This window comes from Paucibacter sp. M5-1 (assembly GCF_027498415.2).
GTDB lineage: Bacteria > Pseudomonadota > Gammaproteobacteria > Burkholderiales > Burkholderiaceae_C > Roseateles_E.
In genome coordinates this window covers 3,705,192-3,717,233 of the sequence record NZ_JAPZLM020000001.1, presented here as the reverse complement: position 1 = coordinate 3,717,233, position 12,042 = coordinate 3,705,192, and the positions used below count along the sequence as shown (strand labels likewise).

Here is a 12,042-nt window from a genome sequence, read left to right as displayed (position 1 = left end):
ACCAGCGCTGGCCTTGCAACGGTGCTCCGCTTTCTGCTTCGACTTCTCCTCGGCGTAACACTGGCGTTCGTCGTCGGCCTGACCGCGTTGCTTTGGTCATTGCATTCCGCGTTCGAGCCGAGTCGCGATGAGGTCGCGCGCCTGCAGTCGCCAGATCGTGAGGCAACGGCCGTTTTGTACGAAGTGAACGGTGGGGCGACGACGTCATTCGGGTATGAGGTCGTGCTTGTACGAGGGCAAGCCGCCGAAAACGAGATAGAGCTCGCTTCTCTCTATGGAGCGGCACGCAACGATTCAGCCGCTGGCGTGAACCTGAAATGGGTCAGCCCGACGGCGTTGCATATCGAATACGTTGAAGCGAAGTCCGCCAAGCTCAGGCATTCGACGGTGAAGTTGAACAATGGGGAGATTCGCGTGGCTTTGCGGCCCGGTGTTCGTGACGACAGTGCGCCGTCCGGCGGGATGCTCTACAACCTTCGCGACAAGAGCAAGAACTGACCCCACTGAGAACTCCTCACCCTCAAGACCTGTTATCCATGCTCTTAGCCGACAAGCCCAGCCACGGCGCGATCCGGCATGAGCCCGGGTACGTACCAGCAGCGCAACAAGCCTAGGCACTTCATGCACAAAGCCAAACAGCCGCTGTACCGCAAGGTCAACACGACAGCGCGGGGTGTTCATCACAATTTCGGTGGTGATTTTCGAGACGTTCGGCATCGAATCAGTGCTGGCGATGGGATCGTCGAAACGCTCGGCATGCATAAGGGCGTGCGTAGAGGGCTCGATTACACGCCCCTGTTTCGTTTCTTGCTGTCTCGCGCCGGATGCAAATGGGATGAGGTCTACAGTGAAGCCGTCGCCCGACTCGACCGGAACGCGCCAATCTTCTGGCTAGTCGCATTGCGCGAAGCCGATGCACAAGCATTTGTTCGTACTGGCGAGGCCAGCTACTTCAGCGGCCTCAAGGTCGATGCCGATGGCATCTTGCGGATGGTTGACCCCTCGGCGGGGCCGGACACCTTGGTGCCGAAATGCCCATGTTGCACACACACATTCAATGGCGTTCCATTCACTCGTCACTATCAGCAGGAACTGGTTCCCCTTGTGTCAGCTACTCGCGTTGCCTAACAGTCCTAAAAAAATGTGCTCCGCATCGACACTCGCATTCCTGGCCCTTGCGACCTTGTTCGCAGTCGCGTTCGGCTACAACGCCTTTGTCCAAACCCGGTTCATGCGGCGCCTCCGGCAAGAGCATCCATCGGTTTGGGTCGAACTCGGCCAACGAAAAGTGATCACCGAAGACGCTGATCGAACGCTTGCAGCAGCCCAGCTCTATTTACTGGCTGGCGAGTACAAGTTAGTGAACGACGTGATCCTGGTCCAGTTGGGCCGGCGTGCAGTTGCGGCGTTCTACTTCGGCATTGCGATTGCGCTTGCAATGTTCATTGCTGCAGGTCTTGCTGGCGAGTCCGCGATTTCAGAGTGCTGGAGTGTGTTGTTGTGAACGTGTTTGCAAGCGACTTCCCGCTAGCGCCGACGACTAGCCTAGATAGCAAACTCTGACCCCGCGTGGACTTCTGACCTTCAAGACCTGTGTTCTAGGCAGCAACAACGCAGCGAGAACCAGATCCAACATTGCCCGCCCCTGCCGGACGATCTTCAACATCGGCGGACTGACTACGTCGCCGTCCAATCAATCTGCTCATAAAGCCGCCACAGCCGCCGCGCCTTGTGCGCATTGAGCTGGGTCGCCCAGGCCAGGCGGCCGCGCAGATGGGCCTGCCAGTCGGCATGGCCTTCGCGGTTCTGCGAGGCCGGGCCATGGCGCACACAGCCGTGCAGCTGGGCCTTCAGGCGGTCGAACTCGGCGCGCGACAGATTGCTGCGCTGGTTCACGACGATGTTGCAGACGCTCTGGCGCCGGCTCTGGGCCTGGCAGCGGGTCTTGCGATGGTTCAGCGCAAAGCCCTGCTCGATGGCGATGCGGCCCACCCAGGCCTCGATACGCGGCCAGGCCGCCTGCAGCGAGGCCGGGCCGGAGAGCACGAGGTCGTCGGCATAGCGGCTGTAGCACGCGCCCAAGGCATGGGCCAGGCCGGCCAGGCGGCGGTCCAGACCGAAGGCGCAGAGATTGGCCAGCGCGGGCGAGCTCGGCGCGCCCTGCGGCAGATGGGCATCGCGCAGGCGCTGGCACTGCAGCCAGCTCAGCCCACCTTCGCGGCGCAGCCGGCTCAGCACCGGCTCGGGCGTGGCGCTGCAGCACAGCGCGCTCAGCAGCCGGGCCACCTCGTCCGGATAGCCCAGCGTGGCGAACAGGGCCTGCACGCGCGAAGCCCGCACGCTGGCGAAGAAGTCCTGCAGATCGAAGTTCAGCACCACGGCCTGGCCCTCGTGCGCGCGCGCATGGTCAAGCACCGAGCGCCCCGGCGCGAAACCGCAGGCGGCCGGATGCGGCGGCAGCCGGTCCAGCAAGCCGGCCAGCACGCGGCGCTGCAGGGCCATCAGATAAGGCTCGGGCACCTCCAGCAAACGCCAGCCGCCGCTGCGCTTGGCCAGCAGCCGGCAGCGGTAGTGCTGCTCGGCCAGGGGCTCGCGGCGCTGCCAGGCGCTGGGCCGGCTCAGCCGCCACAGCCCGGCATCGCTGATGCCCAGGAACTCGGCCAGCGCCGCGCTGTGCGGCAGGGCCGGCAGCGCGCAGTGGGCCAGGGCAGGCGGCGGTGGTGATGCCTGCTCTTGAGCGACGCTGAGCAGGTAGTGGCGCGGCGGGCTCGGCTCGAAGTCGGGATCGGTGGCGATCAGCACGGCCAGGCGGCGCACGGAGAGCTTCGGCGTCGCCATCTGCGCTGCGCAACGCTCGGACAGCGGCGCCAGCCAGGCCGGATCGGCGGCCAGGCAGCGTGCCATGCGCGCACGCAGGGCCGGCGCGGCGCGGTCCGGTTCGGCCAGCATGGCACGCGCCAGGGCCAGCGCACTGAGTCTGCGGAGCTTGGACATCGAAGGTAGAAAAGGTGCGGCCGCCACCCAACCTGCGGGTGATGCATGAGCAGTCCGGCGAGTATCGCCGCGCCGCTCATGCCCCGGATGGGTCAAACAAGAGTGAGGACCAAGGGGGTGCCCCTTGGCGCGCCAACCAGGCACAAGGCTTGGTGTGTCGCGATGAACTTGGGGGCGGCCGCGTGCGGATTATGGCGGCCGCACCGGATTGCGCTGCAGATGCTTGAAATGCTCGAACAGCCAGGAGCGCATGCCCATCACCAGCGTGTACTGGCGCTTCTCGGCGTCGGGCAGTTTCTGGTCGAGCAGATGCTGGCGGGCGAAGTCCTGGGCCACGCGCTGCAGCCGCTCGACCAGTTCGCGCGCCATGCCATGTCCCAGGCGGCCATGGACCAGCATCAAGAGTTCAGCCTCGCCGTCGAAGCCGCCCGAGAAAAAGTCGCTGGCCACCTCGTCACGGAAGAAGCTCATCACCGGCCCGTGCGGGCGCCAGCGGAAGGTCTTGGCCAGGCGCAGCTTGTAGCGGTTCAGCGGCTTCAGCTCGATCACGCCCAGGCGGTCCAGCTCGGCCAGATAGCGGGTGACCTCGGCCTCGCTGAGCCGGTAACTGGACAGGATCTGCTCGGCCGTCCACTGGCTCAGGCAGCAGATCGCCATCAAGAGCAGCTTGGGATCGGCCACCACGGCTTTTTCCTGTGCCAGGGTCAGCTCCATGCGCAGCGGCTGGCGCTCGGCCAGCGCCCGCGTCAGCTCGGCGAAGTCGGTCTTCAGCACCCGGCAGATCTCGTCGACGCGTGACAGCGGCATCTCGCCGCCCGGCGCCAGCATGCGCTTGACGCTGGACTCCGAGAGCCCGAGTTCGCGCGCCATATCGGCGTAGCTGAGGCCCTGGCTCTTGAGCTCGGCCTTGATGACTTCGATGAGGGTCTGGGTGCTGGACATGATGGGCGCAACGGTAGCGCAAAACGCTACCGGCAGCGGCAGGCCGCGCCACGGCCGCAGCAATCCGGCGCCAAACATCACGCGGCCGGCCAGCATCAGGCCATGCAACAAACACGACGCCAACACCTGCTGTGCTGCGGCGCTGCCGCCATCGCCGGCCTGTTCACCAGCCTGGCTGATCCGGCCCAGGCCGCCTACCTGCGCAACCCCTGCCGCGGCAGCCTGCCGGCCGCGCTGCGCCGACACCCGCTGCTGCAACAGCTGTGGCAAGACCTGGACCCGGCCCAGCTCTGGGACGTGCACTGCCATCTGCTGGGCAATGGCGATGCCGGCAGCGGCTGCCGCATCCACCCGGCCATGCATCAGTGGTGGCATCCGGTCGAGAGCCTGCGCCGGCGCGTCATCATGGACGGCGCCTGCGTATCGCCCGATGTGCCCAGCGTGGACCGGGCCTATCTGCAGCGCCTGCAGGCGCTGACGGCCGATTTTCCGGAGGGCGCGCGCTGGCTGCTCTATGCCTTCGACGAGGCCCATACCGAGCAAGGCCGCGCCGAGCCCGACTGGACCACCTTCCATGTGCCCGACCGCTATGCCCGCGAGGTGGCCGAGCGCACGCCGCAGCGCTTCGCCTGGGTCGCGTCCATCCACCCCTACCGCGAGGACGCACTGGCCCGGCTGGACGCGGCCATCGCCGGCGGCGCCGTCGCCCTGAAGTGGCTGCCCAGCAGCATGAATATCGATCTGCGCGACGCGCGGCTGCGTCCCTTCTACGCCCGCCTGGCCGCCGCCCGGCTGCCGCTGATCGTGCATTGCGGCGAGGAGAAAGCCGTGCCCGGCGCCGGCCGCGAGGACCTGGGCAATCCGCTGCTGCTGCGCGCGCCGCTGGCGCAGGGCGTGCGCGTGATCGCCGCCCACTGCGCCTCGCTGGGCGATGCGCTGGACCTGGACATGAGCAGGCCGCGCCTGGTGCCGGCCTTCTCGCTGTTTGCCCGGCTGATGGATGAGCCGGCCTGGGAGGCGCTGCTGCTGGGCGATGTCTCGGCGCTGTTCCAGTTCAACCGCCGACCCGAGGTCTGGCGCACGGTGCTGGCGCGCCAGGACTGGCATGGCCGTCTGCTGCATGGCTCGGACTATCCGCTGCCCGGCGTCGGCCCGTTGTACCGGCTCTCCGGCCTGGTGCGCGCCGGCCTGCTGGATGAGGCGCAGCGGCCGCTGCTGGAGCAAGTGCGCGAGCACAACCCGCTGCTGTTCGACCTGCTGCTGAAGAAGACGCTGCGCTGGCAGGGTCAGGGCTTGCGCGCGGAGGTCTTCCACACGCGCCACCATTTCGTGCATAGCTTCATACCGCCGGTAGCGCTAGGCGCTACCGGCAACAAATGAAACCCTTGAAAAACGCCTTCTCGGCCATCATCGCGCCACTTCTCAACAGGAGCCCGCTCCATGCAACACCCGCACACATCGATACACCGCGATAGCAAGGCCTGGACCTACCAGGTCTGGATCTCCTTCGGCATCGCCGTCAGCCTCTGCGCGATCGGCCTGGCCTGGCTGCCCGGTGATGATCTGGACCGCGCCTTCATGGTGATGGGCTATGTGTTCTGCCTCAGCACCGCTTTCGCACTGGCCAAGTTCGTGCGCGACAACGAAGGCAAGACGGTCGACACGCCAATGTGGAAGCTGGTCGTTTGGGGCGGCTTCGTGCTCGCGATGGCGCTGACCGGCTGGGGCCTGTGGCGCATGGAGATACAGCCGGTCTGGAAGGCCTTTCTGCTGGTCAGCTGGCTGTTCCTGATCTCGAGCGTGTTCACGCTGGCCAAGATGCTGCGCGATGCGCACGAGGCCGATTTGCAGCAGGCCCGCGCCCAGGGCCGCCGCGAAACCCTGGTTGCCGAATAAGGACTCATGATGAAAAGCAAGCTCTACGTTCCCTCGCTGCTGCTGAGCCTGGTGCTGCTGCAAGTGCCGGCCGCCCAGGCCCAGTCCACCGCCTCCGAGGCCAGCGCGCTGTCGATGCTGCCGGTGGCGGTCTCGGTGGCGGCGCCGGTGATGCTGCTGTCGGCCGGCGTCGCGCTGACGGTGGTGGCGGTGGAAGCCAGCGCCCAGGGCTCGGTCTGGGTGCTGGAGCGCGCCTCGGACGGCGCCCGCGCCAGCGTGCGCTTCGCCGGCCAAGCCAGCGCGGTACTGGGCACGGCCGTCGTCATCACCGTGATCGGCAGCGGCTATGTGCTGTCGGCCGCCGGCGAGGCGATCGCCTTCGTGCCCAACGCCATCGGCACGGCCCTGCTGCACAACGAGCAGCTGACACGATGAACAGCAAGACCGTCGCCTGCCTGCTGCTGGCCCTCGCTGCGGGCGCCGCCCAGGCCGGCCGCCCCTGCGAGGACAAGCCGCTGAGCGCGCAGCAGATCGAGCGCGGCATGAACCTGGCCGAGGCCACCGCCCGCCAGCTGGAGGCCAGCGGTGCCCAGGTCGTGCTGCTGGCCCGGGCCGGCCAGGACCTCAGCAAGCATGGGCTGCTGTGGTCGCATCTGGGTTTCGCCTACCGTGACAAGAACGGCGATGCGACGGGTTCGCAGCCGGTCTGGCGCGTGCTGCACAAGCTCAATCACTGCGGCACGGCCCGCGCCGATCTGTTCCGCCAGGGCCTGGGCGAGTTCTTCCTGGACCGGCCGCATCGCTACGACGCCGCCTATGCCCGGCTGAGCCCGGCGCTGCAGTCGGCGCTGCTGCCGGTGCTGCGTGACAACACCCGCCTGCGCCGCTTGCACGAGCCGCGCTACAGCATGGTCTCCTACGCCTGGGGCGACAAATACCAGCAGAGCAATCAATGGGTGCTGGAGACGCTGGCGATGGCGGCCGACGGGGCCGGAGGGGCTGGAACCAGGGCCCAGGCCCAGGCCTGGCTGCGCGCGCAGGCCTACCAGCCCGGGCTGCTGCGCCTGTCCACCGCGACCCGGCTGGGGGCGCGGGTGGGCATGGCCAATGTAGAGTTCGACGATCATCCGAGCGCCCAGCGTTTTGCCGGGCGCATCGAAACCATCACGGCCGATTCGATGTTTGCCTGGCTGCCCCGCGCGGGCCTGGGCGAGCCGGCCGAGCTGGTCAAACAGTGACCAGAAAAAGAACTGGAGGAGAGCAGCATGTCGGAACCCCATGGCGGCCAGTTCGCCCTATTGGCGCAGCGCCGCTTCGCGCCCTTCTTCTGGACCCAGTTCCTTGGCGCGGCCAATGACAATCTGTTCAAGTTCGCCTTCACCGTGCTGGTCACCTACCAGCTGCAGCTCGGCTGGCTGCCGCCGGCCCAGGCCGGCCTGGTCATAGGCGCGCTCTTCATCCTGCCCTTTGTGCTGTTCTCGGCCACCAGCGGCCAGCTGGCCGACAAGCATGACAAGACGCGGCTGATCCGCTTCATCAAGACGCTCGAGATCGCCATCATGGCGCTGGCCGCCTGGGGGTTTTACGCCAGCCAGGTGCCCGTGCTGCTGGCCTGCGTCTTCCTGCTGGGCCTGCACTCCACGCTGTTCGGTCCGGTCAAGTACGCCTATCTGCCGCAGCAGCTCAATGAACGCGAGCTGACCGGCGGCAACGGCATGGTGGAGATGGGGACCTTTGTCGCCATCCTGCTCGGCAATGTGGCCGGAGGCCTGTTGATCGCCACACCCGAAATCGGCGCGCAGCATGTGGCCCTCGCCTGCTTCGCGCTGGCTCTGCTGGGCCGGCTGACGGCGCAGGCCATCCCGCCCTGCCCGGCCACCGACCCGGGCCTCATCATCAACTGGAACCCGGTCAGCGAGACCTGGCGCAATCTGCGCCTGGCGCACGGGCAGCTGGCGGTGTTCCGCTCGCTGCTGGGCATCTCCTGGATGTGGTTCTTCGGTGCCGTGTTCCTGGCCAACTTCCCGGCCTTCGCCAAGGAGGTGCTGCACGGCAACGAGCAGGTCGCGTCGCTGCTGCTGGTGGTGTTCTCGGTGGGCATAGGCACCGGCTCGCTGCTGTGCGAGCTGCTGTCGCGCCGCCATGTCGAGATCGGCCTGGTGCCGCTGGGCGCGATCGGCATGAGCGTGTTCGCGGTCGATCTGTACTTCGCCTCGCGCGGCCTGCCGCCGGTGGCTGCGGCGCTGAGCCTCGGTGAGTTCATGGCCCAGGCCGCGCACTGGCGCGTGCTGGCCGACCTGTGCCTGCTGGCGCTGTTCGCCGGGCTCTACAGCGTGCCGATGTATGCGCTGATACAGCTACGCGCGCAGCCCACGCACCGCGCCCGCATCATCGCGGCCAACAACATCCTCAACGCGCTGTTCATGATCGCCAGCTCGCTGCTGGCCGGCGCGCTGCTGGGCGCCGGGCTGAGCATCCCCGAGCTGTTCCTGGTCGTGGGCCTGGCCAATGCGGTGGTGGCCTTCTACATCTTCATGCTGGTGCCCGAGTACCTCTTGCGCTTCGTCGCCTTCATTTCCTCGCGCCTGATCTACCGCTTCAAGATCAGCGGCGACGAGCACATCCCGACCCAGGGCCCGGCGCTCCTGGTCTGCAACCATGTGAGCTTTGTCGACGCGGTGCTGCTGATGGCCGCCAGCCCGCGCCCGATCCGTTTCCTGATGGACCACCGCATCTTCCGCATCCCGGTGCTGGGCTGGCTGTTCCGCCTGGCCAAGGCCATTCCTGTGGCGCCGCAGAAGGACGACCCGGCCACCTACGAACAGGCCTTCGAGCAGGCGCGCGCGGTGCTCGACGACGGCGAACTGCTGTGCATCTTCCCCGAGGGCGGCATCACCCGCGACGGCCGCCTGCAGCCCTTCAAGGGCGGCGTGATGAAGATCCTGGAGGGCCGCGACATCCCGGTGGTGCCGCTGGCGCTGCAGAACCTGTGGGGCTCCTTCTTCTCGCGGGTCGAGCAGGGCGAGGCGATGGTGCGCCCCTTCCGACGCGGCTTCTACAGCCGCGTCGGCCTGGTGGCCGGCGCGCCGCTGGCGGCGCGCGAGGTCAGCCCCGAGGGGCTGCGCGAGCGGGTCGGGGCGCTGCTGGTGGCTTGAAGACCGGTTGCGGCCCAGTCCTCAGCGCAGCACGCGATGCTGGGCCAGCTGGGCCCGCAACTCCTCGGCCACGTTCTCGAAGCGTATCGCCGCAAGGCCTAGCAGCGGCTCGCTGAGCGAGGTCACATCGGTGGGCGAGCGGCTCAGATAGCGCTGCACCAGATCCTCGCCGATCACATACAGCTGGCGGTTCTTGGCCTCGGAATCGACCAGGGCCGAGGTGCTGCGCTCCAGCAACTGGCTCAGCGCCTGCACGGTCTGGCCGCGCTCGGCCACCAGCCGGCGCTGCGCCAGCAGCTCCTGCTGCAGGCCTTGCTCGCGAGCCTGGGCCGATTGCTCGGTCTGCTGCAGGCGCTGGCGCAGCGCGGCCAGTTCGCCGCGCAGGGCGTGAAGCTCTTGCTCACGGGCCTCCAGCCGCCCGGCGCTGCTGCGCTGCTTGGCGCTGGCGGCCTCGGCCGCCGCCGCCAGCTGCGCACGCTCGCGTTCCAACGTCGCCTTCTCGGCCTGCAGCGTGGTCTGCTGGCGCTGCGCGTCGCGCAAGGCGCTCTGTGCGCGGCGCAAGGCCTCGCGCTCGCGCGTGCCGGCCTCCTGGGCCCAGCAGGGCGCGGCCAGCAGGCTCAGCAGCAGCGATCCCGTGATGACGTGCTTCATGGTGAGACTCCTCAGAAACGCCCGCTCAGGTCGAGCTGGAACACATCGATGCGCAGCGGCGCGCTGCTGAGCGTGCCGCTGAGCGAGCTCGGATCGCCAGGCACCGCGAGGAAGCGCACACCATCGTCGAGATTGCGCGTGCTGGTCCAGCGCAGACCCAGTGCGAAGCGCTTGTCCAGCGCATAGTTGCCGCCCAGCGACCAGCCCTTGTAATTGGTGCCGCCCAGATGCCAGGTGGTGTCGGTGAAGCCGTCGATCCAGGCGTCGCGCTCGACCTTGCGATAAGCCATATGGGCCTGCCAGTCGCCGCGCCGGGCCAGCGAGCGGTGGCCCAGGCCGATGCGGCCCTGCCAAGCCGTGGTCATCTCGCGCAGACCGTCCATGGCCGTGCCGGCCTTGGCGCGGGCTCGGATGTCGGCCAGATCGAAGCCGGTGTTCTTGATCCAGTCAAGGCTCAGATCCACCATCACCGGCGCCAGCTGGCTGAAGCTCAGCGAGCCGGTCAGATTGACCGGCCTGAAGCGCGAGGCCAGGCCCCAGGTCGGCGCGGCCGTGCTGCTGGGGTCGTTCAGATTGATCAGCGTATTGCCCTTCAGGCGCAGCGTGCTCGGGTACTGGCTGCTGAAATAGGGCAGGGTGCCGACCAGCGGTCCGGCCGGCGGCGGCTCGGTCTCGCGCTCGCCGGCCACATGGCGGAACTCGTAAGCCGCCAGGCCCAGCTTGGCGCGGATGCCCTCGGCCAGCGGCAGCTCGGCCCCCAGCTGCGCACCCAGCAGCCACTTGTCGCGCCCGCTCAGGCTCAGCTCCTCCAGCGGGAACACGCCCGCCGTCGCGAAGAACTGGCGGCGGCTGTCGGTCTCATGGCTGAGCTTGAGTGCCGCGCCGTCAAAGGACAGGTCGTCGGCCCAGCTCAGGTCGCTGCTGTAGAAGGGGTTGGCCATGCGGCCGAACTCGGCGCTCAGGCCCTGCATGCCCACCGGCGGGCGCCAGCGCAGCCAGGCCCGGTCCAGCACCAGGCCGGCCTTGTTGAACTGCGTGCCCAGGGTCTGCGAGCTGGAGGTCGGCCCACTGGTCGTGCCGGTCGACAGGCGCAGGCCCGTCGTGACCTGGTCGGACAGCTGGGCGTTGACGCCCAGCCGGGCGCGCAGGGTCAGGCGCTCGCGATTGCGCTGGGTGGTCGCCAGGTCCGGCGCCCAGGCCGGCGACTCGGTCTGGCTGCGGAACACGCTGGCCGGCACATTGCCGTCGTCGAACATCTCGGTCTGGCTGCGCACCCGCAGATCGCCCTCGATGCTGACCCGGCCCAGCCACTCGGGCAGCGCACCGGGCTCGCCCCAGCGCTCGCTGCGCGCCTGGGCCAGCACCTCGGTCTTGATCTCCTCGCGGATCTGCTGGCGCACCGTCTCCGGCACATAGGGCACGCGCACGACCTTGGGCGCCGGCGTGCCGGCGGCAGGCGCGGCGGCGGCCTGGCTGCCGGCCTGCTGGGCCTGGCGCACGATGGCGTCGGCGCGCTCGCGCGACAGCAGGCCCTGGCCGACCAGGGCATCGATCAGGGCCAGCGTGGTGGCGCGCAGCTGGGCCAGCTCCTGTTTTTCATCGGCATGAGCCTGAGCGGGCAGCGCGATCAGGGCGGCGGCGGCCAGGGTGGTGGTGAGGAGGTTGAGCTTCATGGCTGAAAGAAAAGTGAATCTGAGCCAGACCGTCAGGCCTGGGGTTTGACGCTGAGCCTGAAGCGCATCGGCTGGCGCAGCGCCGGTGGCGGCGGTAGCTTGAGCGCGCGCGAGGTCTCGGACAGCGCGGCCTGCAGCGCCGCATCGGCAGCGGCGTCGCCGCTGGGCTGCAGCTCGAAGCGCTCGATCGCACCGTCGGGCCTGAGCCAGATCGCAAAGCTGGCATTCATCTGCTCGCCCTCGCCGCGCAGATGGCGCTCGATCTCGTCGCGCAGCAGCTGGCGGGCCGCGTTGGCATAGAAACGTTCCTGGGCGCGATCCACCACCGTGCCGCCGCCGGTCGGGCCACCGCCGGTGGGACCACCCTGGTACTCGCGGCTGACGCTGCCGGCCGCGAAGGCGCTGGGGCCATCGCCGGCTGCGCCCTCCATCTTCAGCGGTGCATCGGCCGGCTTGGGCACGTCCTGCGGCTTGGGAGCCTCATCGCGCATCAGCTGCTTGGGCTCGTCCTTCGGCGGCTCGGGCTTCCTTTCCTCCTTGGGCGGCGGCGGCGGGGGCGGCGGCGTGTCGGGCAGGATGCTGATCTTGGCGACCTGGCGGCGCGGCTTCTCCGGCCCGCCCTTCAGGTTGTCGGCCAGCCAGTAGACGCCGGCCGCCAGCAGCAGCAGACCCAGGGCCGCAGCGGCGCGCAGCGCCCAGGTCCGGCCCGGCTTGTCGTTCAGATGGTCTTCGGCCAATCCACTCATGATGGC

13 protein-coding genes are annotated in these 12,042 nt (G+C 68.2%); 8 read left to right on the top strand and 5 right to left on the bottom strand.

Annotated features, from left to right (window positions below; genetic code table 11):
• Nucleotides 1-21: 21 nt before the first annotated feature.
• The 3 genes from O5M90_RS17445 to O5M90_RS17435 all read left to right on the top strand — a co-directional run bounded on the left by O5M90_RS17445 (nucleotide 22) and on the right by O5M90_RS17435 (nucleotide 1,504).
• Nucleotides 22-498, top strand: coding sequence for a hypothetical protein (locus tag O5M90_RS17445; protein ID WP_269839745.1), 477 nt, complete (start codon nucleotides 22-24; stop codon nucleotides 496-498).
• Between the two features lie 123 nt (nucleotides 499-621).
• Nucleotides 622-1,128, top strand: coding sequence for a hypothetical protein (locus tag O5M90_RS17440; protein WP_269839744.1), 507 nt, complete (start codon nucleotides 622-624; stop codon nucleotides 1,126-1,128).
• Between the two features lie 55 nt (nucleotides 1,129-1,183).
• A complete protein-coding gene (locus tag O5M90_RS17435; RefSeq protein WP_269839743.1) occupies nucleotides 1,184-1,504 on the top strand; it encodes a hypothetical protein in 321 nt (106 codons plus the stop codon).
• 173 nt (nucleotides 1,505-1,677) lie between these two features.
• Here the strand turns inward: O5M90_RS17435 and O5M90_RS17430 are convergent, their stop codons facing one another.
• Both O5M90_RS17430 and O5M90_RS17425 read right to left on the bottom strand, forming a co-directional pair.
• Nucleotides 1,678-2,994 carry a reverse transcriptase family protein gene (locus O5M90_RS17430; RefSeq protein WP_269839742.1) on the bottom strand — a complete coding sequence of 439 codons (1,317 nt, stop codon included), beginning with the start codon at nucleotides 2,992-2,994 and terminating at the stop codon, nucleotides 1,678-1,680.
• A 189-nt stretch (nucleotides 2,995-3,183) separates the two neighbouring features.
• Nucleotides 3,184-3,936 carry a helix-turn-helix domain-containing protein gene (locus O5M90_RS17425; protein ID WP_269839741.1) on the bottom strand — a complete coding sequence of 251 codons (753 nt, stop codon included), beginning with the start codon at nucleotides 3,934-3,936 and terminating at the stop codon, nucleotides 3,184-3,186.
• Between the two features lie 102 nt (nucleotides 3,937-4,038).
• On the opposite strand from O5M90_RS17425, the gene O5M90_RS17420 reads away from it, so the two are divergent.
• Genes O5M90_RS17420 through O5M90_RS17400 form a run of 5 tightly spaced genes read left to right on the top strand, consistent with a single transcriptional unit; the run spans nucleotide 4,039 to nucleotide 8,966 of the window.
• Nucleotides 4,039-5,316: an amidohydrolase family protein gene (locus tag O5M90_RS17420; protein ID WP_269839740.1), complete on the top strand. Its 1,278-nt coding sequence runs from the start codon at nucleotides 4,039-4,041 to the stop codon at nucleotides 5,314-5,316.
• A 60-nt stretch (nucleotides 5,317-5,376) separates the two neighbouring features.
• Entirely contained in the window at nucleotides 5,377-5,832 is a 456-nt protein-coding gene (locus O5M90_RS17415) for a YiaA/YiaB family inner membrane protein (RefSeq protein ID WP_269839739.1), read from the top strand.
• A 9-nt stretch (nucleotides 5,833-5,841) separates the two neighbouring features.
• Nucleotides 5,842-6,246 (top strand): hypothetical protein, encoded by a 405-nt coding sequence (locus tag O5M90_RS17410; protein ID WP_137945074.1) that lies wholly within the window; start codon nucleotides 5,842-5,844, stop codon nucleotides 6,244-6,246.
• Nucleotides 6,243-7,049, top strand: coding sequence for a DUF2145 domain-containing protein (locus O5M90_RS17405; protein ID WP_269839738.1), 807 nt, complete (start codon nucleotides 6,243-6,245; stop codon nucleotides 7,047-7,049). The genes O5M90_RS17410 and O5M90_RS17405 overlap by 4 nt, the downstream gene beginning before the upstream one ends.
• 27 nt (nucleotides 7,050-7,076) lie before the next feature.
• Nucleotides 7,077-8,966, top strand: coding sequence for an MFS transporter (locus O5M90_RS17400; RefSeq protein WP_269839737.1), 1,890 nt, complete (start codon nucleotides 7,077-7,079; stop codon nucleotides 8,964-8,966).
• Between the two features lie 21 nt (nucleotides 8,967-8,987).
• Here O5M90_RS17400 and O5M90_RS17395 read toward each other — a convergent pair whose 3' ends face one another.
• The 3 genes from O5M90_RS17395 to O5M90_RS17385 are packed head-to-tail and all read right to left on the bottom strand — an operon-like array spanning nucleotide 8,988 to nucleotide 12,036.
• The gene (locus tag O5M90_RS17395; RefSeq protein WP_269839736.1) at nucleotides 8,988-9,617 is read right to left on the bottom strand and encodes a hypothetical protein; all 630 of its coding nucleotides are present in this window, start codon (nucleotides 9,615-9,617) and stop codon (nucleotides 8,988-8,990) included.
• Between the two features lie 11 nt (nucleotides 9,618-9,628).
• Entirely contained in the window at nucleotides 9,629-11,290 is a 1,662-nt protein-coding gene (locus tag O5M90_RS17390) for a putative porin (RefSeq protein ID WP_269839735.1), read from the bottom strand.
• A 32-nt stretch (nucleotides 11,291-11,322) separates the two neighbouring features.
• A complete protein-coding gene (locus O5M90_RS17385; protein WP_269839734.1) occupies nucleotides 11,323-12,036 on the bottom strand; it encodes a TonB C-terminal domain-containing protein in 714 nt (237 codons plus the stop codon).
• Nucleotides 12,037-12,042 lie beyond the last annotated feature (6 nt).